19 protein-coding genes are annotated in these 20,839 nt (G+C 66.5%); 14 read left to right on the top strand and 5 right to left on the bottom strand.

Going from position 1 to position 20,839, the window contains the following annotated elements; all coding sequences use genetic code 11:
* Nucleotides 1–2: 2 nt before the first annotated feature.
* The 3 genes from B3446_RS07865 to B3446_RS07855 form a co-directional block, all read right to left on the bottom strand.
* A complete protein-coding gene (locus B3446_RS07865; protein ID WP_291379488.1) occupies nt 3–935 on the bottom strand; it encodes an acyl-CoA desaturase in 933 nt (310 codons plus the stop codon).
* 118 nt (nt 936–1,053) lie between these two features.
* A complete protein-coding gene (locus B3446_RS07860) occupies nt 1,054–1,725 on the bottom strand; it encodes an anti-sigma factor (RefSeq protein ID WP_291379486.1) in 672 nt (223 codons plus the stop codon).
* Nucleotides 1,722–2,267 (bottom strand): RNA polymerase sigma factor, encoded by a 546-nt coding sequence (locus B3446_RS07855; RefSeq protein ID WP_291379484.1) that lies wholly within the window; start codon nt 2,265–2,267, stop codon nt 1,722–1,724. Before B3446_RS07855 ends, B3446_RS07860 begins: the two co-directional genes overlap by 4 nt.
* 215 nt (nt 2,268–2,482) lie before the next feature.
* On the opposite strand from B3446_RS07855, the gene B3446_RS07850 reads away from it, so the two are divergent.
* The 6 genes from B3446_RS07850 to B3446_RS07825 all read left to right on the top strand — a co-directional run bounded on the left by B3446_RS07850 (nt 2,483) and on the right by B3446_RS07825 (nt 8,105).
* Nucleotides 2,483–3,028 carry a DUF3455 domain-containing protein gene (locus B3446_RS07850; protein ID WP_370633012.1) on the top strand — a complete coding sequence of 182 codons (546 nt, stop codon included), beginning with the start codon at nt 2,483–2,485 and terminating at the stop codon, nt 3,026–3,028.
* Between the two features lie 105 nt (nt 3,029–3,133).
* Nucleotides 3,134–3,703, top strand: a complete 570-nt coding sequence (locus B3446_RS07845) for a sigma-70 family RNA polymerase sigma factor (RefSeq protein ID WP_191577873.1) — start codon at nt 3,134–3,136, stop codon at nt 3,701–3,703.
* Complete coding sequence (locus B3446_RS07840; RefSeq protein ID WP_291379479.1) at nt 3,700–4,425, top strand: anti-sigma factor; 726 nt, start codon at nt 3,700–3,702, stop codon at nt 4,423–4,425. The genes B3446_RS07845 and B3446_RS07840 overlap by 4 nt, the downstream gene beginning before the upstream one ends.
* 150 nt (nt 4,426–4,575) lie before the next feature.
* Entirely contained in the window at nt 4,576–5,184 is a 609-nt protein-coding gene (locus B3446_RS07835) for a lipocalin family protein (RefSeq protein ID WP_291379477.1), read from the top strand.
* Between the two features lie 16 nt (nt 5,185–5,200).
* A complete protein-coding gene (locus B3446_RS07830) occupies nt 5,201–6,751 on the top strand; it encodes a cryptochrome/photolyase family protein (RefSeq protein WP_291379475.1) in 1,551 nt (516 codons plus the stop codon).
* A 130-nt stretch (nt 6,752–6,881) separates the two neighbouring features.
* Nucleotides 6,882–8,105, top strand: coding sequence for a benzoate/H(+) symporter BenE family transporter (locus B3446_RS07825; protein WP_291379473.1), 1,224 nt, complete (start codon nt 6,882–6,884; stop codon nt 8,103–8,105).
* On the opposite strand, the gene B3446_RS07820 is transcribed toward B3446_RS07825, so the two are convergent.
* Nucleotides 8,094–9,590, bottom strand: a complete 1,497-nt coding sequence (locus B3446_RS07820) for a PLP-dependent aminotransferase family protein (protein WP_291379471.1) — start codon at nt 9,588–9,590, stop codon at nt 8,094–8,096. The genes B3446_RS07825 and B3446_RS07820 overlap by 12 nt on opposite strands.
* A 203-nt stretch (nt 9,591–9,793) precedes the next feature.
* On the opposite strand from B3446_RS07820, the gene B3446_RS07815 reads away from it, so the two are divergent.
* The 7 genes from B3446_RS07815 (at nt 9,794) to B3446_RS07785 (ending at nt 18,001) form a co-directional block, all read left to right on the top strand.
* On the top strand, nt 9,794–12,082 hold the full coding sequence (locus tag B3446_RS07815; protein WP_291379469.1) for a molybdopterin-dependent oxidoreductase: 2,289 nt from the start codon (nt 9,794–9,796) through the stop codon (nt 12,080–12,082).
* 117 nt (nt 12,083–12,199) lie between these two features.
* The gene (locus tag B3446_RS07810) at nt 12,200–13,678 is read left to right on the top strand and encodes an ABC transporter substrate-binding protein (protein ID WP_291379467.1); all 1,479 of its coding nucleotides are present in this window, start codon (nt 12,200–12,202) and stop codon (nt 13,676–13,678) included.
* Nucleotides 13,665–14,612 (top strand): ABC transporter permease, encoded by a 948-nt coding sequence (locus B3446_RS07805; RefSeq protein WP_291379465.1) that lies wholly within the window; start codon nt 13,665–13,667, stop codon nt 14,610–14,612. Before B3446_RS07810 ends, B3446_RS07805 begins: the two co-directional genes overlap by 14 nt.
* Complete coding sequence (locus tag B3446_RS07800; protein WP_175122614.1) at nt 14,609–15,538, top strand: ABC transporter permease; 930 nt, start codon at nt 14,609–14,611, stop codon at nt 15,536–15,538. Before B3446_RS07805 ends, B3446_RS07800 begins: the two co-directional genes overlap by 4 nt.
* Nucleotides 15,535–16,524, top strand: coding sequence for an ABC transporter ATP-binding protein (locus B3446_RS07795; protein WP_291379463.1), 990 nt, complete (start codon nt 15,535–15,537; stop codon nt 16,522–16,524). Before B3446_RS07800 ends, B3446_RS07795 begins: the two co-directional genes overlap by 4 nt.
* On the top strand, nt 16,521–17,516 hold the full coding sequence (locus tag B3446_RS07790; RefSeq protein ID WP_291379461.1) for an ABC transporter ATP-binding protein: 996 nt from the start codon (nt 16,521–16,523) through the stop codon (nt 17,514–17,516). Before B3446_RS07795 ends, B3446_RS07790 begins: the two co-directional genes overlap by 4 nt.
* A gap of 17 nt (nt 17,517–17,533) precedes the next feature.
* A complete protein-coding gene (locus B3446_RS07785; RefSeq protein ID WP_291379458.1) occupies nt 17,534–18,001 on the top strand; it encodes a YybH family protein in 468 nt (155 codons plus the stop codon).
* A gap of 90 nt (nt 18,002–18,091) precedes the next feature.
* Here B3446_RS07785 and B3446_RS07780 read toward each other — a convergent pair whose 3' ends face one another.
* A complete protein-coding gene (locus B3446_RS07780; protein WP_291379456.1) occupies nt 18,092–19,039 on the bottom strand; it encodes an alpha/beta hydrolase in 948 nt (315 codons plus the stop codon).
* Between the two features lie 244 nt (nt 19,040–19,283).
* Here B3446_RS07780 and B3446_RS07775 point away from each other — a divergent pair, with 244 nt between their 5' ends.
* A complete protein-coding gene (locus tag B3446_RS07775; RefSeq protein WP_291379454.1) occupies nt 19,284–20,834 on the top strand; it encodes a hypothetical protein in 1,551 nt (516 codons plus the stop codon).
* Nucleotides 20,835–20,839 lie beyond the last annotated feature (5 nt).

Here is a 20,839-nt window from a genome sequence, read left to right as displayed (position 1 = left end):
GCTCACTCCTTGGCAGCGGCCAGCGCCCAATCCGGCACCGCCTTCAGGTCCCAGATGAGGCCGGTGGCGGCCAGCAGGCGCAGGCCGTACCAGGTGATGTCGATCTCGCGCGCACGAAATCCCTGGCGCGCCGATCCCGGATAGAAGTGATGGTTGTTGTGCCAGCCTTCACCGAACGTCAGCAGCGCAAGCCAGGCGTTGTTGCGGCTGTCATCGGTGGTGTCATAGCGCCGCTTGCCGTAGCGGTGCGCCAGCGAGTTGATAGTGACGGTGGCGTGGAACAGGGCCACGGTGGAGATGAAGAAGCCCCACACCAGCATCTGCGGCCCGTCCGTGCCCAGGCCGGGCGCCACGCGCGCCAACAGCGCCCCCAATCCGTAGCACCCCGACGCCAGCGCCAGCGGCACCGCGGCGTCGAAGCGGTCGAGCCAGCGAAGTTCGGGGTAGCCGCGCAGATCCGGCACGCGCGCAAGGTCGGTGGCGAAGGCGCGGCGCGTCAGGAACCAGCCCATGTGGCTCCACCAGAAGCCGTGATGGCGCGGAGAATGCAGGTCATGCGCATCGTCGGCATGGCGATGGTGGTGCCGATGGTGGGCCGCCCACCACAGCGGACCGCGCTGCGCGCACGATGCTCCCAGCACGGCGAACACCCACTGCATGCCCCGCGACGTGCGGAATGTGCGATGCGAGAAGTAGCGGTGATAGAAGCCGGTCAGGGCGAACATCCGCACCGCGTAGAGCGCCCCCGCCAGCGCCAGCGCAACCGGCGACACGCCGGTCCACAGCACACCCAGGCAGCCGGCGTGCAACAAGGCGAAAGGCAAGGCGCGGGTCCAGTCGATGCGATCGGGATCGCCGCCCGGCGCGTCCTGCGCCTGCGTATCGACCCAGCGCCGCATCGAAGCGGTCCAGCCGGTAAGAATGGAGCGCATCATGCTGTCCTGTGGGAAACGTATGGGGATATACGGTCCCGGCACAGCATCGGATGCGTAGGTGGAAACCCTGATGAGGAGCGGGCCGCGGCAAGCGCGCGACCTTCGGTTGATAAGCGGCTCAGATCTTGAGCACGTCGCCCTTCATGATGACCGGTCCGGTGGGCTTGCCCGACGGCGATCCGCCCGGTGGCTCGAGCGTGATGGCCAGGGTCTGCCCGCCTTCCAGGCCTTGGGCGCGCGGCAGCGCCGTCTGGCCATCGGGGGCCACCACCCCGACGGATATCGGCGCCTGTCCCGGCGGAATCACCCAGAGCTCCAGGGCCTTGCCGTCGGCGCGCGAGGCCAGATCCTGCAAGGCATGCACGTGCAGGCCACCCCGTTCGTCGGCGCGCACCACCAGCATGGCCTGCGCCTCAGGGCTCTGCAGCACCGCCATCAGCTGCGTGCGCGCGGCGCGGTCAACCTGCATCGGGTAGATCGCCACCCCTGCCACCAGCAGGGCCGCCAGCGCGCCGCTGACCACGCGCCAGAATGCCAGGCCCTGCCAGCCACGGCCGCCCCCCGGCTTCAGGCGCGATTCAATGGCGCGCCACACGCGGCGCGGCGGCACCCGGGCCGGCAGCGACCACAACAGGGGGTAGATGTCGTTCTCCCAATCGCGCACCTGGCGGCGCAGGTTGGCGTCGGCGGCCATCAAGCCCTCGAAGCGGCGGCGTGCGCCCCCGCGCATGGCGCCGGCCACGTAGTCCGCGGCAAGCCGCTCGCGCAGTTGAGGATTGGTGTAGTTCATGACAGACACCTCTTGAGCCGGTCCATGCCGCGCCGCACCCAGCTCTTGATCGTGCCCAGCGGGGCCTCGAGACGGCGGGCGATCTCGCTGTGGCTGAGGTCGTCAAAAAAGGACAGCGCGATGGCCACGCGTTGCTGACCTTCGAGCTGTTTCAGGCAGTCCGCCAGACGCTGGCCGTCCTGGTCGCGTTGCAAGCGTTCGAACGGGCCGGGCGCGTCATCGGCCCAGGCCTGCGTCAATGCGCCGTCGGCGTCGGGGCGTTCCAGGTCCGGCCGGCGGAGCATGTCGATGCAACGGTTGCGCACGATGCGCGTCATCCAGGTCATGACTTGGCTCTGCTCCGATGAATAGCGGGCGGCATTGCGCCAGATATTGATGAAGCTGTCCTGGAGGACTTCCTCTGCCCAGTCGCTTCTCCGCAATATACGTACCGCGAGCGCGAACAGATGCGGGGAAGTCTGACGATACAGTTCCGCCAGCGCGGACTCCCGGCCGCGAGCGCACTCCTGTATCAAAGCCTGCAGACGAAGCGGATCGGGCATGGCGGCTATCCGGGGTCACTGGCATTCAGGCCGCGCGACGACAAAGGCGCCGCGCGGGGGACGGATGTCTTGCAGCGGATGATACAGGCAAGTCCAGGCCGCGAATTATTTTCCGCGGCCTGCATCCAACTGCGGCTCCCGCGTGTAGTACCTGCAACGGCGCGCATTCCGTGCGCCGTATCCGCAGCGTTTTACTGCGCAGGAGACCGCTCATGATGACTCGCCACACCCCCGCCAACGGCCTTTTCGCGGCCGCAATGCTGGCCGCTTGCGGCATGCTGCACACCTCCCCGGCGCTGGCCGCCTCGCAAGACGCCCTGCCCGCTTCTGTTCAGGTGCCCGCCGGCCACAAAGTGGCATGGGAAACCGTGGGCACGGGCGACATCACCTATGAATGCCGCGCCAAGGCCGACGCCAAGGACCAGATGGAATGGGTGTTCGCCGGTCCGAAGGCAGTGCTGAAGGACCGCCAGGGCAAACAGGTCGGCACCTACTATGGCCCGCCCGCCACCTGGGAAGCCGCGGACGGCTCCAAGCTGACCGGCACGCAGGTCGCCGTGGCGCCAGCCGGCGCGGGCAACCTGCCCTATCAACTGGTCAAGGCCAATCCCGCCATGGGCGCCGGCGCCCTGACCGGCGTCACGTATATCCAGCGCACGGCGCTCAAGGGCGGCGTGGCGCCGCAGACGCCTTGCACGAAGGCCGGCGAACGCAGCCAGGTGTCTTACCAGGCCGACTACATCTTCTGGAAGGCCAACTAACGCCCGGTGAGCCGGGGCGGCGGGAGTCCGGTACCATGTGCCAGGATTCGCCGCCGCCGGGGCTTGCCCGTCCGGTCCGTGCCCTTCATCCCTGAACCTGCGTGCATGCCGAACCGACCTGTTCCGGATTTCGATTACGAAGCGGCCTTGGCGCAGTGCGCCGCAGGGCGTCGTTCCGCGCTGGAGGCCCTGTACCGGCACGAAGGCCCGCGGCTGCTGGGGGTTGCCCAGCGCATCGTGCGTGACCGCGCCCGGGCCGAAGACATCGTGCACGACGCCTTCGTCAATATCTGGAACCGCGCCGACAGCTTCGACGCCACGCGTGGCTCTGCCCGCGGCTGGATCTACAGCGTCGCGCGCAACCTGGCGCTGAACGCCGTGCGAGACGGCCGCCACGAAGCCGCCGTCGACGACGACACCGCCGCCGCACTGGATGCTCGCGACGCAATGGACGCCTGGCACGACACGCGGGACGCGTTCGACTGGCGCGACAGCGCCGGCCGCATCGGCCCGTGCCTCGAACAACTGGAACCCGTGCGCCGCAATTGTGTGCTGCATGCCTACGTGGAAGGCCTGTCGCACAGTGAAATCGCGCAGCGTTTGGGCGCGCCGCTGGGCACCGTCAAAGCCTGGATCAAGCGCAGCCTGAAAGCGCTGAAGGAATGCCTGGCATGAGCGCCCCGTCCCCTTCCCCCGACAACCTGGACGAACTGGCCGGCGAATACGTGCTGGGCACCTTGCCCGCTGCACGCCGGCGCGACGTCAACGCCCGCCTGCCGCACGATGCCGCACTGCGCGCCGCCGTCGACCGCTGGGAAGAACGCCTGCTGCCGCTCAGCAGCCTGGCCCAGCCGATCAAGCCGTCGCCAGGCCTATGGCCACGCATTGCGGATACGCTGGACCGCCAGCGCGCGGCCCGGCAAGCCGCGCAACCGGCGCGCCCGGGTTGGTGGGACAGCCTGTTCTTCTGGCGCGGTGCGGCCGCCAGCGGCCTGGCTGCCGCCCTGGTGCTGGCTGGCACACTTGCGCTGCGGCCCGCGCCCGCGCCGGGTCCCGTGCAGTACATGGTGGTGCTGGTCGCGCCCCAGTCGCAAACGCCGGGCTGGGTCGTGCAGGCCAGTGCCGGTCAGCGGGAAGTGCAACTGGTGCCGATCGCGGCCATGCAGGTGCCGGCCGATCGTGCGCTGGAGTTCTGGACCAAGGCCGACGGCTGGGCCGGCCCGGTGTCGCTGGGCCTGGTCAAACCCGGCGAACCCGTGCGCATCCCGCTGGACAAGCTGCCGCCGCTGGAACCGAACCAACTGTTCGAACTGACGCTGGAACCGGCCACCGGCTCACCCATCGGCAAGCCGACCGGCCCGATTCAGTTCATCGGCCGCGCGGTAAAGGTGATGTAGCGCCGGCCCGCCTGAATCGACGCCGGCATAGGTACGGTACTGAAGCCGGCCCGACGCCCATGAATTGTTTCCTTTCTTTCCGAACTGGAACCAAGGGCGCAGACCCCCGCAAATATAATTTCCGAGACTCAAATTCAGCGGAGGTTTTTCATGCGTCATGCAGAAGCCGGTCGTCGTTTCATCCACCCGTTGCGGCGCGTCGCGCCGTGGCTGGCCTTGGGACTGTTGGGTTTGACGTTGTATGGCTGTGCCGCGACGACGCCGCCCAAAGGCGTGACACCCGTTGGCGCCTTCGACGTGCATCGTTATGAAGGACGCTGGTTTGAAATCGCACGGCTGGACCACAGCTTCGAACGCGGCATGACGGACGTCACCGCTCACTACACGCTGCAGAATGACGGCACCGTGCGCGTCGTCAACCGCGGGTTCGACCCGGCCAAGGGTTCGCAAGGCGATTGGCGTTCGGCGCAGGGGCGAGCCCGCTTCACCGGTGACCCGTCGGTGGCATCGCTGAAAGTGTCGTTCTTCGGCCCCTTCTATAGCGGCTACCATGTGGCCGCATTGGACCCGGATTATCGCTGGGCCCTCGTCGTTGGCCCGGATCGCAGCTACGCCTGGATTCTCGCGCGTGAAAAGACGCTTGGCCACGATACGCGCGACGACATCCTGCGCCGCGCCAAGGCGTTGGGCCTGGACACCGACGCATTCATCTGGGTCAGCCAGGATCGCGAACAGCCGCCACTTGAACCTGCCTCCTGATGCGGGGCCGCGCGCCATGACATCCGAGCGCGCAAGCGCGCACACCCTGCGCCTGATTCTCGGCGACCAGCTGAACCCGTTGCACAGCTGGTTCGCCCGGACCGACCCGAACGTCGTGTATGTGCTGATGGAAGTGCGTCAAGAGACGGACTACGTGTTGCACCACGCGCAAAAAATCCTGGCGATATTCGCCGCCATGCGCGACTTCGCACGACATCTGCGCGAGGCGGGACATCGCGTGCGGTATGTCGCCATCGACAATCCCAGCAATCGGCAGGACATCACCCAGAATCTGGCAGCGTTGATGGCCCACTATGGCGCCCGAGAACTGGACTACCAGCAGCCCGATGAGTGGCGCGTCAGTGAAGTCCTTGGCGCCTGGAGTGCGTCGCAAGCATTCTCTGTCCGGGAAGCCGACAGCGAGCATTTCTACACGACGCGTGACCAGGTGGCCAAGTTCTTCGGTTCACGCAAGAACTGGCTCATGGAGACGTTCTACCGTCATATGCGCCAGCGCCATGGCGTGCTCGTGGACGAATCGGGCGCGCCCGCGGGCGGCCGATGGAACTTTGACCACGACAACCGCAAGTCCTGGCCCGGCACGCCGCCGCTGCCGCCGGACGCGCGGCCAGAGCATGACCATCGCGCGTTGTGGGAAACGGTGTGTCAGGCAGGCGTGCGAAGCTTTGGAAATCCGCAAGCCGATCAGTTCCGCTGGCCGTTGAATCGCACGCAGGCGTTGGCGTGGCTGGATCATTTCATCCAGCACACGCTTCCAAACTTCGGGGCTTACGAAGACGCCATGAGCGCGGGCAATCCGCGTCTGTTTCACTCGCAGTTGTCGTTCGCCTTGAACACCAAGATGCTGCACCCAGACGAGCTGGTGCGGCAGGCGCAGGCCACCTACGAAACGGGGCGCGCGCCCTTGGCTGCGGTCGAGGGCTTCGTCCGGCAGATCCTGGGATGGCGCGAATATGTGCGTGGCGTGTACTGGGCGCACATGCCGGGTTACGAGACGCGCAACGCCTTGGCGCACACACGCCCGCTGCCGACGTGGTTCTGGACCGGAAAGACCACCATGCGCTGCATGCGCGACGCCATCGGCAATTCGCTGGACAACGCTTACGCGCACCATATCCAACGCCTGATGGTCATCGGCAATTTCGCGCTATTGGCCGGTCTGGACCCCGCCGAAGTGCACCGTTGGTATCTGGGCGTTTACATCGATGCGTTCGAATGGGTCGAACTGCCCAACACGGTTGGCATGAGCCAGTTTGCCGACGGTGGTCTGCTGGGCACGAAACCCTATGCCGGCAGTGCGTCCTACATCGACCGCATGAGCGATTACTGCCGTGGATGCTCGTACGACAGGAAGCAGAAGACGGGCGAGCGCGCCTGTCCGTTCAACGCGCTGTACTGGGATTTCTTTGCTCGCCATCAACCGCAGCTCGAGGACAACCGGCGCCTGGCCATGGTGTACCAACGCTGGCGGGACATGCCCGAGGACGCGCAGACGGCGTTGCGCCAGCACGCGGCGCTGACCTTGGCACGCCTGGACGAACTTTAAGAAAGGTTCCACTTCAGAAGCGGTCTGCCCGCCTGGCGGGATGTGGCAGGTATCAACCCGCCACGCTCCCCATAGACTCCCCGTTCAAGTCCGGCCTGCGGCCGGGCGCCCCTTGAATGCGGAGTGATTCATGACAGCACCTCGGGCGGATATCCGACTCGCCGATTTCCTATCCCCCACCGTCGCGGCCCTGATATCGGTCTTGGTGAACTACGGCGGCACCTTTGTCCTGGTGTTTCAGGCGGCAGAGCTGGCCCACTTGTCGCCGGCGCAGACCACCTCCTGGGTGTGGGCGGTTTCCATCGGGGTGGGCGTGACCGGCGCGTTGCTCAGTTGGCGCTACAAGGCGCCCATCATTACGGCGTGGTCCACGCCCGGCGCCGCGTTCCTGGCCACGGTCATGCCGTTCACGCCTTATCAGGAAGTCATCGGCGCATACATGTTGTCGGCGCTGGGTTTCATCGTGCTGGGACTGTCGGGTGCATTCGAAAACCTTGTGCGCAGGATCCCGGGGGGCATCGCCGCCGGTCTGCTGGCGGGCATCCTGCTGCAGTTTGGCGTCAATGCCTTTGGCGGCGCCAGCGCCGACCCCCTGCTGGTGATCGTGCTGGTGGTGTCCTACGCGCTGCTCAAGCGCTTCTCCTCGCGCTTCGCCGTGATCGGCATCCTGGCCATCGGCCTCGCATTGCTCGTCGCGCAGGGCCGGATCGACTTCTCGGCGGTCCATCTGCGCCTGGCGGCGCCCGTGTTCGAAATGCCCGCCTTCTCGCTGCAGGCCGCGCTGGGCGTTGCCCTGCCCCTTTTCATCATCACCCTCACCGGTCAGTACATGCCCGGCATGCTGGTGCTGCGCAACGATGGCTACCGGACCAGCGCGAATCCGATCCTGACCGTGACGGGACTGGGCTCGCTCGTCATGGCGCCTTTCGGCGCGCACGCATTCAATGTCGCGGCAATCACCGCCGCCATCTGCACCGGCAAGGACGCCCATGAAGATCCCGCCAAGCGTTACGTCGCGGGTCTAGCCTGCGGTGCGTTCTACATTCTGGTCGGCACCTTCGGCGTTACGTTGGCGACACTGTTCATGGTGCTGCCCAAGGCATTCATCACCACGCTGGCCGGCCTTGCCTTGCTTGGCGCGATTGGCGGCAGCCTGGCCAACGCCATGGCCGACGCGCACACGCGTGAGACAGCGCTCATCACCTTCCTGGCCACCGCCGCGAACGTCACGCTGCTGGGCGTGGGCGGCGCATTCTGGGGCCTGGTGGCCGGCCTGACTGCGCATCTGCTGATGCACGGCGGTCCTCAGGCACGGCGCGCCATGCAGCCCCTTCAAGGCAGGTCAGGCTCTTGACAGCGCCTTCTCCAGACTCAGCACGGCATCCTCGATCTCGTAGGCCGTCAACGACGCATAGCCCAACAGCCAGCCCGGCTGCTTGTACGGCCCGGCATACAGCCGGCTGAGGCCGGGCAGGCGCAGGCCGGCGCGCTCTGCCAGAAGCAGGGTCCTTTCCTCGGACCAACCCGGCTCGAGCAGGCACGGGATCTGCAGGCCGCCGGGGGGACGCACGGCCTGCACGACGTGGCCCAGCCGCTTGACCAGCGACGCCAGCAGAACCTCGCGGCGCCCCGCGTACAGCTTGCGCATCGCCCGCACGTGCGAATGGTAATGACCGTCTTCCATGAAGCGGGCCAGTGTCAACTGCAGTATCTGCGGCGTGTGTCCGTCCATGATGCTGCGCGCCCGTGAAAAGGCGTCGACCAGTTCCGGCGGCAGCGCCATGTATCCCATCCTCAGGCCGGGGAACAGCGTCTTGCTGAACGTACCCAGGTACAAGGTGCGCTGATGCCGGTCCAGGCCCTGCACGCAAGCGGTCGGCAGACCGTCGTAATGGAATTCGCTGTCGTAGTCGTCCTCGATGATCCACTTGCCATGGTCGGCGGCCCAACCGATCAGCTCCAGCCTGCGTTCCAGCGATAACGTCACGCCCGTCGGATACTGGTGCGACGGCGTCACATACACGCAACTGGCGCCGCTGCGGTCCGCGCGCAGGAGGTCCATGCGTATGCCCTGCGCATCGACGTCTATCGGCACGATCCGCGTTTCGGCGGCCTCGAACGACTTGCGGGCGCCAAAGTAACCGGGGTTCTCCATCAGGATGGGCTTGTCGGCGTCGGCCAGCAGATGCGCGCACAGGAAGAGCGCTTGCCGGGTGCTGCTGAGCACCAGGACCTGCTCGGGCACGACCTTGGCGCCACGCTCCAGATTCAGATAGGCAGCGATGGCGCGGCGCAGCGGTTCAGCGCCCTGCGGTTCGCCATGCAGCAACACGTGGCTGCGGCTGTCCTTCATGACTTGGCGCTGCAGGCGTTCCCAGACGCCAGTGGGAAACGTGCGCGTCTCGGGCAGCCCGGTGGCGAACGCCTTGATGACCTGCTGGTCTGAAACGCCGCCGCTATTGAGGATCGCCCGCCCGCGCCGGCTCAGACCCGCCCCCGGCTGCGCCGCGCCGGGCTTGCGCTCCAGCCTTGTCCGCTTGCGCGTCGCGCCCCGCAGTTCGATTCCCACCGTCTCGGACACATAGCTGCCCGAGCCCTCGCGACGCACGATGTAGCCATCGCGATGCAATTGCACGTAGGCGTTCTCGACGGTGTCGCGCGACACGCCCAACGACTTGGCCAAGCCGCGCGTCGCGGGCAGCTTGACCCGCGGTCCCAGCGCGCCGTCCAGGATCAGCGCGCGCAGCGCCCGCTGGATGCGCTGATGCAGATCCAGCCGCTGGAGCGCTGCCTCGCTCATCTGAATCTTGAGCGTATCCAGCTGGAATGTCGTTGCCATACGGTTGTTGAACGGTCTGCTGATCGGCGCGGAAATTGCCGGTCCTGACCGGCCATTCTAAGTCACTGCCGGGCGCTGCCCGCGAAGGTGATGCATCGGGCCTGCAAACGCCGCAGTATGATTTCGACGATCAAGCCATCAGCCATGGCGCCGGATTCCGGGTCAGGCTGATCCAGGATCGAACCGCACTCTGAGTTTTCCGCATGGCACCTACGCGTCACCCCTCGCTCGCGCATTGGGGCGCCTTCACGGCAATCACCGAAGCCGGCCGCCTGGTCGGCTGCGAGCCTTTTGGGCCGGATCCGGCGCCCTCGCCCATGCTGGATTCCATACCCGAGATGGTGCATTCGCCACTGCGCGTGCGCCGTCCCGCGGTGCGGCGCGGCTGGCTGGAAGGCCGCCGCGACCGCGAGGGCGACGACTACATCGAAATTTCCTGGGACCGCGCGCTCGACCTCGTGTCGGGCGAGCTGGCGCGCGTGCGCGCCAGGCATGGCGCGGCCGGAATATTTGGCGGCTCGTATGGCTGGTCCTCGGCCGGGCGGGTCCATCATGCGCGCAGCCTGATCCGGCGGTTCCTGTTCCTGGGCGGCGGCTGCGTCGATCAGATCGGCAATTACAGCTGGGGCGCGGCGCAGTTTCTGCTGCCGTATGTCATCGGCACCACCTCGCCCGTCAGCGGCGATGTGACCGATTGGGACAGCGTACTGGAACACACCCGGGTGCTGATCGCGTTTGGCGGCATTCCGGTCAAGAACAGCCAGGTGACGTCAGGCGGCTCGGGCCTGCACAACCTGCCTGGATGGTTGGGCGAGGCCCAGCGGCGCGGCATCAAGCTGGTGGTGGTCAGCCCCACCCGGGCCGACATTCCCGCCGAAATGGCGGCCGAGTGGCTGCCGATACGGCCCAACACCGACACGGCGTTGATGCTGGGCATGGCGCATACCCTGCTGACCGAGCATCTTCACGACGAAGCATTTCTGGCCAGCCATTGCACCGGGTTTGACCGTTGGGCCGCGTATTTGCGCGGCGATACCGATGGCCAGCCCAAGGATGCGGCGTGGGCCGCGGCCATTACCGGCATTCCGGCAACCCGCATTGTGGCGCTGGCGCGCGAGGCCGCGCAGCAGCGCAGCCTGTTGACGGCCGCCTGGGCCTTGCAACGTGCGCAGCATGGCGAGCAGCCGTATTGGGCAGTCATCGGACTGGCGGCCATGCTCGGCCAGATCGGTCTGCCCGGCGGCGGTTTTGCCTTTGGGCATGCCTCGTTGAATGGCATCGGCCAGCCGCGTCGACAGGTGCCAGGGCCGGAGATTCCCGTGCCCAAGAATCCCTCGGGCCTGGCGATCCCGGTCGCACGCATCGCCGACATGCTGCTGGCGCCGGGCACCGAGTACGAGTTCAACGGCGGGCGGCATGTCTACCCGGACGTGAAGCTGATCTACTGGGCCGGCGGCAATCCGTTTCATCACCATCAGGACCAGAATCGCTTGCGGCAGGCCTGGAACAAGCCCGAGACGGTGATCGTGCATGAGTCCTTCTGGACACCGCTGGCCCGGCGCGCGGATATCGTGCTGCCCGCCACGACGGCGCTGGAGCGCGAGGACGTGGGCGGGTCGTCGCGCGATCCTTACGTGTTCGCCATGCATCGCGCCGTGGAGCCGCAGGGCGAGGCGCGCAACGATTTCGACATCTTTGCCGAACTGGCGCGGCGCGCCGGCTTTGGCGAGGCGTTCACGGCGGGGCGCGATGTGCCCGGCTGGTGCCGGCATGTCTATGACGGCATGCGGGCGGGATGCCAGGCGCGGGGCGTGGAACTGCCTGACTTCGACACCTTCTGGGCGCGCGGGCATGCCGAAGTGCCGCCGCCCGAAACGCCCTACGTGCTGTTTGAGCGCTTCCGGCAGGACCCGGCCGCCAACCCGCTGTACACAAAGTCCGGGCGGATCGAGCTGTATTCCGAAGCGGTGGCCGGATATGGCTACGACGATTGCCCCGGGTATCCGGCCTGGCTGCCGCCGACCGAATGGCTGGGCGCGCCAACCGCAAGTCAATGGCCGCTGCACCTGCTGACCAATCAACCGCGCACGCGGCTGCACAGCCAGCTGGATCCCGCCAGCCTGTCGCGCGCCGGCAAGGTGTCCGGCCATGAACCCATTGCGATCAACCCGCTGGATGCGGCCGAGCGCGGCATTAGCGAAGGCGATGTGCTGCGGGTGTTCAACGACCGTGGCGCCTGTCTGGCGGGCGCGGTGCTGGACGACGGGCTGTCGCGCGGCGTGGTGATCATGGCGACGGGCGCCTGGTCGGATCCCGACGGCCCTCTGGACCGGCATGGCAATCCGAACACCCTGACCGCGGACATCGGGACCTCGCGGCTGACGCAGGGCCCCAGTGCCCAGACCGCCCTGGTGCAGGTGGAAAAGTATCTGGGCGAGCCGGTGCAGCATCGGGCGTGGGAACTGCCCGTGTTGCTGTCCGGGGCGGCGTAGTGCCCCGCCCCTGCTCGCTTCAGTCAAGTATTTCCGCGACATATCCTTAGAACGGCACGTTTGATTTTCTGACGGCAAACTTCGTTTTCCTTATTTACGATGGATCCGGAGTGCGCCATGCGCCTTAACCAGTTTTTGGGTTTGCTGCTGTCTGCGTCGGTGCTGAGCGCCGCCCAGGCGGCTGATATCACGTTGGCGCTGGGCACCGAGCCCTCGACGCTGGATCCGCAGACGGCGCAGGATGGCTCCGAGCGCGCCGTCTCGCGCAACATCTTCGAAACCCTGCTGACCCGCACGCCGGCGGGCGAGCTGGTGCCGCAATTGGCGACGGCCCTGCCGCGTCAGATCGACGCGACGACCTGGGAGGTCACGCTGCGTCCGGACCTCAAGTTCAGCGACGGCAAGCCCCTGGATGCCGCCGCCGTGGCCGCCAGCATCAACCGCATCGTGGACCCCAAGACCGCCTCGCGCCAACGGCCGTTCTTTCTTGGCATCAAGCAGGCCGAGGCCGTGGACGCCGTGACCGTCAAGGTGCACACCAACGGCGCCGATCCGGCGCTGCCCGCGCGTCTGTCCTGGCTGACCATCGTGTCGCCCGCCGCGGCCGCCGATGGCAGCCTGAGCCAGAAGCCGGTGGGCAGCGGCCCCTATGTGCTGACGGAATGGTCCAAGGGCAATCGCATTGTCCTCACCAAGAATCCGAATTACTGGAACCCCAAGGCCGTCGGCAATGTCGACCGCGCCACCTATCGCTTCGTCGCCGAACCCGGAACGCGCCTGTCCGGCCTGCGCGCCGGCGACTTCGACTTCATCACCAATCTGCTGCCGGAAGACACCAAGCGCGTGGCCAAGGCCGTGACGCTCAAGGGCACCGACCTGCCCTTCGTGTCGCTCAACGCCCTGAAAGGCCTGACGGCGGACGTGCGCGTGCGCCAGGCCTTGAACTACGCGGTGGACAAGGAAGCGCTGGCCAACGACCTCTATGGCGGCTACGCGTCTGTGTCGCACGGCCAATTGCTGGCGCCGGGCTGGTTTGGCTATGACGCCTCCATCAAGCCCTATCCGTACGATCCCAAGCGGGCGACCGAGCTGCTGAAAGCCGCCGGCGCCCATGGCAAAAGCATCGACCTCTACGCCCCCTCGGGCCGCTGGCTGAAAGACAAGGAACTGGCGGAAACCATTGCCGCCTACTGGGAGGCCGCGGGCCTGAAGGTCAACTTCCGTGTACTGGCATGGGCCGAATACCTGGACGCGCTGAACAAGAACCGCGTGCCGACCGAAGCGCAGATCAGCAGCAGCCATTCGAACCAGCTGCTGGACGCGGATCGCACGCTCAGCGCCTATTACGCCGAAGGCGGCGTCGCAGCCGCCAACGACAACGCCGAGCTGAAGAAGCTGATCGAAGACGCGCGCCAGGAAGCCGATCCCGCCAAGCGTCAGGCCTTGTATTCCAAGGCGCTGCAGATCGGCCGCGATCAGGCCTATCTCGTCTTCCTGCTCGATGGCGGCGAGATTTTCGGTTTGTCCAAGCGCGTGGATTTCTCGCCGCGCGTCGATGGCCTGATTCCGCTCAAGGACTTCCGTGTCACCGACTGATCAGGGCGGGCGCGGCTTGCCGCGCTTTTTGCTGGGCCGTTTTCTGCAAGGCTTGCTGGTGGTGGTGGGCGTGACGACGATTGTCTTCGTCGTCACGCGTCTTATCGGCGACCCGGTGCAGGCCATGCTGCCGGTTGATGCCTCGGCTGAAGACCGCGCCGTGCTCGCACGCGCCTTGGGCATGGATGGCCCGATCTGGCTGCAGTACGTGCACTATCTGCGCGACATCGCCAGCTTTCAGTTCGGCGACTCGCTCTGGCAACACCGCCCGGCCGTGGACATCGTGCTGGAACGCCTGTCCGGCACCCTCACCTTGTGCCTCGGCGCGCTGACCGTTGCCGTGCTGCTAGGCGTGCCGCTGGCCATTGCCGCTGCCCTGAAGCCCGGGCAATGGGCGGATCGGATTTCGGTATTTCTGAGCTTGAGCGGCCTGTCCCTGCCGCAGTTCTGGCTGGGCTTGCTGCTGATCCTGCTGTTTGCCGTGACCTTGAACTGGTTGCCCTCATCGGGTTCGGACACCGCGGCCAGCGCCGTTCTGCCCATCATGACGCTGGCGCTGCCGGCCTTGGGGCGTATCGCCATGATGCTGCGCTCGGCGCTGATCGATGAACTCAATTCGCAATACGTGCGCACGGCGCGCGCCAAGGGTTTGCGCTCGCGGCGCGTCGTGCTGGTGCATGCCTTGCGCAATGCCGCCGTGCCGACGGTTGCGCTGCTGGGCTGGGAATTCGCCGCCATGCTAGCCGGCCATACCGTCGTGGTCGAAACCGTATTCGCCTGGCCGGGGCTTGGCCAGACGGCGGTGCAGGCCATCGAGCGCCAGGATCTGGTGCTGCTGCAGGCCGTGGTCTTCTTCATCGCCTTCCTCATCGTGATTCTGAATTTCTGCCTGGACATCGTGTATCGGGTGCTGGACCGGAGAATCGCGGTATGAGCGCGCCTGTGTGGGAAGTGCCGGTGTCCGCACCGGCGGCACGTGGCTGGCGGGCCTTGTCGGATCGCCAGCGTGGCTGGATTCTGGCCGTGGTGCTGCTGCTGGCGCTGGCGGCCGTCGCCATCATCCTGCCGTGGCTGGCGCCGTATGACCCCGCAACGATCAAGCTGTCGGCGCGCCTGCGTCCGCCAGCCTGGGAAGAACGCGGCAGCCTGGCGAATCTGCTGGGCACGGACAACCTGGGCCGCGACGTGCTGAGCCGAGTGCTGCACGGCGCACGGCTGTCGATCTTCATCGGCGCCGCCGTGGTGGCGATATCGGCCGGCGTGGGCGTGCTGGTGGGCCTGATTGCTGGCTTTGCCGGCGGCCGGGTGGACGCGGTACTGATGCGTTGGGTTGATATCCATGTGGCGTTCCCCGGCTTGCTGCTGTCGCTGGTGATCCTCGTGATTCTGGGTCCCGGCCCGGGCACGGTGATTCTGGCCCTGGCCCTGAATGGCTGGATGGTGTACGCGCGGCAGATCCGCAGCGTGGTGCTGTCGGTGCGCCAATTGCCTTACATCGAAAGCGCCGAGATGGCCGGCGCGCGGCCGGCGCGCATCTTGCTGCGCCATGTGCTGCCCAATCTGGCCGCGCCGCTGATCACCTTGATGGTGCTGGAGTTTGCCCGCGTCGTGCTGGCCGAGGCGGCCCTGTCGTTTCTGGGTGTGGGCGTGCAACCGCCGGGCGTATCCTGGGGCCTTGACGTGGCCAACGGCCGCAACTATCTGACCAGCGCGTGGTGGCTGGCGACCTTTCCCGGTCTATCCATCGCGCTGACCGTGTTGGGCGTCAATCTGGCGGCCAGCCGCCTGCGCCTGGCGCTGGACCCGCGGGAACGCGAAAAAGACTTTGCCCGCAAACTGCTGGCCAAGGAGGGGCGATGACAACGCAACCCCTGTTGAGCGTGCGTGACGTGAGCGTCGAATTCCTGACCCGCCAGGGCAGCGTCAATGCAGTCGATCGCGTCTCCTTTGATCTGCATGCCGGCGAAACGCTGGCCCTGGTCGGCGAAAGCGGATCCGGCAAGAGCGCCTGCGCCTTGGCATTGATGGGCCTGACGACCTTGCCCGGCCGGGTGGCTGGCGGCAGCGTCGTGTTTGACGGCCAGGATCTCCTGGCTTTGCCGGAGCGCGCACTGGAAGACATCCGCGGCCGGCGCATCGCCATGGTGTTTCAAGATCCCATGAGCGCGCTGAATCCGCTCCTGACCATCGGCACGCAGATCGATGAAGTGCTGGCGCGCCATACCGCGCTGAGTGCCTCAGCGCGTCGTGCGCGCATCATCAGTCTGCTGGAGCAGGTCGGCATCCCCAAACCCGCCGAGCGCCTGGCGCGTCTGCCCCATGAGTTTTCCGGCGGCCAGCGGCAACGAATTCTGATCGCCATGGCGCTGGCCTGCGATCCGCAAATCCTGATTGCCGACGAGCCGACCACCGCGTTGGATGTCACGATCCAGGCACAGATCCTGGAACTGCTGGCCGAACTGAAAACCCGCCTCAAACTGGCGGTGCTGCTCGTGACGCACGATCTGGGCGTGGTGGCGCAAGTAGCCGACCGCGTGGCCGTGATGTATGCCGGCCGTCTGGTGGAGGTAGGCGATGCCGATGCCTTGTTCGAGCAGCCCGCCCATCCCTATACGGCGGGTCTGCTGCGCGCGACGCCGCGGCTGTCGGATAACCAGCCCCGCATGACGGCGATCGACGGCGTGCCGCCCGATCCGCGCGTGCGCCGCAGCTATTGCGACTTCGCGCCACGTTGCCCGGGCGCCGATGCGGCCTGCGCCGCGCGGCCGCCTTTGCAGACGCTGTCGCCCGGACGTCTGGCTGCCTGTGTGCGGCCGTTTGCACCGGTCTGGAAGGAGCTGGCATGACGGCGCCCTTGTTGCAGGTAGAGGATTTGCGGGTGCATTACCCGGTGCGCTCGGCGGGCTGGTTCAGCCGGCCCATGACCGCGCGCGCGGTCGACGGGGTGTCGCTGGAACTGGCGCGCGGTGAAACCTTGGGCCTGGTAGGCGAATCCGGTTCGGGCAAGACCACCTTGGGCCGCGCGGTCCTGCGCCGCACGCCATTGACCTCGGGCTCCATCCGGTTTCAGGGGGAAGACATCAGCACCGCTAGCACCGCGCAATTGCGCGAGCTGCGGCGGCACATGCAGCTCGTGTTCCAGGACCCGACCACCAGCTTGAATCCGCGGCACACCGTGATTGATGCGATCGCCGAACCCTTGATCGTGCATGGCTGGTCAGCCGGACGGCCTGCGCTGGAAGCGCGTGTAGCCCAGTTGATCACGCAGGTCGGCCTGCCGGCCGATACGGCCAAGCGCTATCCGCATGCGTTCTCCGGCGGTCAGCGCCAGCGCGTCGGCATTGCCCGCGCGCTGGCGATCCAGCCCGAGCTGATCGTGGCCGATGAACCGGTGTCGGCGCTGGACGTGTCGGTGCGGGCGCAGATCATCAATCTGTTCCAGGACTTGCAACAGGAACTGGGACTATCCTTCCTGTTGATCGCGCACGATCTGGCCGTGGTGCGGCATATCTCGCATCGCATCGCCATCATGTATGCCGGCCAGATCGTCGAGACCGGTCGCCGAGATGATGTCTATGACCGGCCGCTGCATCCCTATACGCGCGGTTTGCTGGCTGCCGTACCCGAGCCGGAACGCCATCGCGATGGCCGTCGGAGGTTTCCGGTCGCGCTGGGTGAACCGCCCAGCCCGATGTCCCCGCCGTCAGGCTGTCGGTATCACCCGCGCTGCCCGCTGGCGGTTGAACGTTGCCGCCAGGAAGCGCCGCCGCTGATGGCCATGGCGGGCGAACACAAAGTGGCTTGCTGGTTTCCCGGCGCCGCCCCGATTTCCTCGTAATTTTTCATGGAGAAACCATGTCTGTTAAAGCTCTGACCCCTGTCGATCCGGCTGACGCCGACGCGGTGCGCGCCTGGTTCAAGGAACTGTCCGACCATGTCCAAGCCGTGGATTACGCGGCGGCGCGCCACTTGTTCGCGGAAGACTTTGTCGCGTTCGGCACGTACACCAACTTCGTGCATGGCCGCGATCATGCCGAGAAAAACCAGTGGCGCAACGTGTGGTTCAGCATCGACAAGTTCCTGTGGCGTCTGGACGACGTGCAGACCTTTGTGTCGCCGGATCGCCTGTTTGCCGTCGGTGCGGCGGTGTGGGACTCGATCGGCTATCACCCGGACGGCAAGAGCTTCGATCGCCTGGGCCGCGCCACCGTGTCGTTCGCGCGCGAGAATGTCGGCGATCCGTGGGTGGCGACGCACACGCACATGTCGCTGTTCCGCGATACGCCCAGCGTGTCTCACGGGAACAAGCCGGTTCGGAGTTAAGCGCGACCTCGCCCCGATTCAGACGCCGCCCTCACCGGCCTGATGCCGCGACGCTGTGGTCGTGGCATCAGGAACGGTCAACCAAGGCGCTCAGGCCAGCAGCAGTCGCAACTGCCGCACCAGATCCGAACGTGCCTCCTGCGCTTGAGGCAGGATGCGGGTCATGCTGATGAAGCTGTGCGGCACGCCGGGGTAGATTTTCTGCCACGGCTGCGCGCCCGCCTCGCGCAACGCCTGCGCCAGGTCCTTGGTGTCGTCCAGCAAGGGATCAAGCTCTGCGGCTTGCAGGATGGCGGGCGGCAGACCCTGCACGCTGCCCAAGAGCGGCGCGACGCCAGGATCCTGCAATTGCGCTTCATCGGCCACATACTGGCGCCAGAACCAATCCAGCTTGTCGGTCGACAACCCAAATCGGCCATCGCCCAGTTCCTGCTGCGCAGGCGTATCACGGCGCGCCGACAGCATGCTGTAGATCAGCGCAATCGCGCGCAACAGCGGCTCGCCCGCATCCCGCAGCCGTTGCGCCGCGGCCAGCGTCAGATTGCCGCCGGCGGACTCTCCGCCCAGGCTCAGGCGTCCGGCATCCAGGCCCAGCGCTGGCGCATTGCCATGCAACCAGCGCACCGTTCCCAGCACCTGCTCCACCGCCACCGGGTATCGTGCCTCGGGCGCCAGCGCATACGCCAACCCGCCTGTCACGATGCCGGCTTCATTGGCAATCTCGCGTTTCCAGCGATCCAGGGTTTCCAGATCACCATGCGCAAACCCGCCGCCGTGCAGATGCAGATACAGCGGCAGCGCCTTGCCCTCCGAGCCCGCGGGATAGTAGAGCCGTAACGTCGCCGGCACCGGCAGATGATCCAGCCGATGCTCCACCACCCGCCCGACCTCGGGCACGTCCCCAGCCAACCAGATCTGATAGCCGCGCGCCTGCCGGCGCACTTGATCCAGCGGGGTGGTCAGCACGTTGGGGGTGCCGACACCGGCTTCACGGCCCAAGGCCTGGACGGCTTGTACTTCGGGTGACAGGGTGCTCATGATGCGTCCGATGCAATGAAGGAAGGCAGGCCGACGGCGGCAGCCAAAACCGCTCAGTATGGACACGCCGGCCTCAGGAGTCCAAATACGATTCAGACATATGCTTTTAACCTGCGGCGCAAGGCGGGTGTTGCCCCCAGCCTGCGATGGCGGCACTTGCGTGACAGGGCGCAGGAGCGCCGACCATGGGGACAGATCGCAACCGTATACTGCCCATTCTTTGAAGCCTATCGGATGCCCCCGCATGTCTTACACGCCCGGCGATATCTACGTCACGTTCAACCGCCGACTGCAGGCCTACACCGCCTCGCAGATCACGCATGTGAAGGGTGACGGCGCAGACGCCGAGATCGCGGTGCTGAGCCTGGATTGGGTGGGCAGCGAGCTGCCCGGGGACGCCGACATCGCGGCGATGCGGCCGGCGCACTTCGATTTCTACTTCTGGCGCGACCGCGTGGACCATACGTGGATCAGCGGGCCGGTGCCCGCGCACGCCAAGCACGTGGGCTGGCGCGATCCGCTCGTGACCGAGGAGTCGCGCTCGTATTCCGGCGGCTGGTCCAGTGGCGACAAGCTCTACAGCCAGCGCCGCTGGAACGCGATCGACGCCGGCGTCCGTGCGCGTTTCAAAGCGGCCGCCCACGCGGATACGCCCGATAACACCGTGGTGCTGGCGCAGCCGGGCCGCACGATCACGCGCGCCATGCGCGGCCTGGACAGCGAGGCGCTGCTCGCCGCGCCGTCGCTCGCGGCGTTCGACGACATGCCCTTGCTGATCAAGCTGCACGTGGATGCGCCCGTGCCCGGGCTGATCGAATGGGCCCGCACGAAGCCGATTCTCAGCGAACTGGAATACGCCAGCTTCGGCGAGCCGGTCGTCGACCTGCGCGACACCTCGTTCGGGCGAGTCGCGATTGACGTGAGCGGCGTGCGCGAGCTCTATTTGAATGATGGGCTGAACACACTGTCGCTGCGCGGTGAGGTGCATCCCGACCTGGTCGTGCACGCCGAAGACGACGGCATGTGGTTGCGGCTGGAACGCGAAAACGCGATCTGGTCCGGCGCCGGCTTGACGCGTCTGGGCGCAATCTCGCTGCGCGGCATGAAGACGCTGGACTGCGCCGAAGTGGCGCGTGTCTTTCCGCACCTGCACTCGCTGTATGTATGGGGCGCCCCGGGCGTGGCCACCGGCATCGAGCATCTGGCGGCCTTGCGCGAGCTGGCGATGATCCTGATCAACGACGTGTTCCCACCTGCCGAGTGCCGCCTGCCCGGGCCCGACGCCTGGCCCCAGCTGCAATCGCTCTGGCTCACAAGCATGCCCGCCGAGATCCTCGCGCAGGCCAAGAAGGACTACAAGAAAGCCGCGGCCGCAGGGCTGGACCTGGAAGTCAGCAAGCCCCGCAAGCCCGAATGGCTGGCCGCGAACCTGGACAATCCGTTTCGCGAATGGGACGGCAGCGAACACATCACCGCCGCCCAGGCCAAGAAAGCCGCTGCGCTGTACCGCAGGACCCGCAGCGATGCACTGAAAGCCGCCGTGACCCACGCCTCCGATGCGCAAGCGTTGATGGCGGCCCTGTCCGAGATCGTGCGGGCGTATACCGAAGGCTTCAACGCGCTCGACCGGCGCACCGGTTTCATCGAAACGGTGGAACGCGACCAGATCTATGTGGCGCTGATGGGCATCCTGGACGCTGTCCAGGCCAAGCTCATCGAGGACGCCGGTAAAGGCGCGGCCACGCTGGATCGCGATGCGCTGGATCGTGCGGTGGATGAGGTGCGGGAATTTTGACAAGT

This window comes from Achromobacter sp. UBA5777 (genome assembly GCF_002418565.1).
Classification (GTDB): domain Bacteria; phylum Pseudomonadota; class Gammaproteobacteria; order Burkholderiales; family Burkholderiaceae_B; genus Achromobacter; species Achromobacter animicus.
Note: the sequence above shows the minus strand (reverse complement) of the source record. Positions and strands in the feature narration are given on the sequence as shown.

Coding starts and splice junctions, on each gene's coding strand:
- B3446_RS07865 (WP_291379488.1), bottom strand. CDS start 935: ATGATGCGCTCCATTCTTACCGGCTGGACCGCTTCGATGCGGCGCTGG.
- B3446_RS07860 (WP_291379486.1), bottom strand. CDS start 1,725: ATGAACTACACCAATCCTCAACTGCGCGAGCGGCTTGCCGCGGACTAC.
- B3446_RS07855 (WP_291379484.1), bottom strand. CDS start 2,267: ATGCCCGATCCGCTTCGTCTGCAGGCTTTGATACAGGAGTGCGCTCGC.
- B3446_RS07850 (WP_370633012.1), top strand. CDS start 2,483: ATGACTCGCCACACCCCCGCCAACGGCCTTTTCGCGGCCGCAATGCTG.
- B3446_RS07845 (WP_191577873.1), top strand. CDS start 3,134: ATGCCGAACCGACCTGTTCCGGATTTCGATTACGAAGCGGCCTTGGCG.
- B3446_RS07840 (WP_291379479.1), top strand. CDS start 3,700: ATGAGCGCCCCGTCCCCTTCCCCCGACAACCTGGACGAACTGGCCGGC.
- B3446_RS07835 (WP_291379477.1), top strand. CDS start 4,576: ATGCGTCATGCAGAAGCCGGTCGTCGTTTCATCCACCCGTTGCGGCGC.
- B3446_RS07830 (WP_291379475.1), top strand. CDS start 5,201: ATGACATCCGAGCGCGCAAGCGCGCACACCCTGCGCCTGATTCTCGGC.
- B3446_RS07825 (WP_291379473.1), top strand. CDS start 6,882: ATGACAGCACCTCGGGCGGATATCCGACTCGCCGATTTCCTATCCCCC.
- B3446_RS07820 (WP_291379471.1), bottom strand. CDS start 9,590: ATGGCAACGACATTCCAGCTGGATACGCTCAAGATTCAGATGAGCGAG.
- B3446_RS07815 (WP_291379469.1), top strand. CDS start 9,794: ATGGCACCTACGCGTCACCCCTCGCTCGCGCATTGGGGCGCCTTCACG.
- B3446_RS07810 (WP_291379467.1), top strand. CDS start 12,200: ATGCGCCTTAACCAGTTTTTGGGTTTGCTGCTGTCTGCGTCGGTGCTG.
- B3446_RS07800 (WP_175122614.1), top strand. CDS start 14,609: ATGAGCGCGCCTGTGTGGGAAGTGCCGGTGTCCGCACCGGCGGCACGT.
- B3446_RS07795 (WP_291379463.1), top strand. CDS start 15,535: ATGACAACGCAACCCCTGTTGAGCGTGCGTGACGTGAGCGTCGAATTC.
- B3446_RS07790 (WP_291379461.1), top strand. CDS start 16,521: ATGACGGCGCCCTTGTTGCAGGTAGAGGATTTGCGGGTGCATTACCCG.
- B3446_RS07785 (WP_291379458.1), top strand. CDS start 17,534: ATGTCTGTTAAAGCTCTGACCCCTGTCGATCCGGCTGACGCCGACGCG.
- B3446_RS07780 (WP_291379456.1), bottom strand. CDS start 19,039: ATGAGCACCCTGTCACCCGAAGTACAAGCCGTCCAGGCCTTGGGCCGT.
- B3446_RS07775 (WP_291379454.1), top strand. CDS start 19,284: ATGTCTTACACGCCCGGCGATATCTACGTCACGTTCAACCGCCGACTG.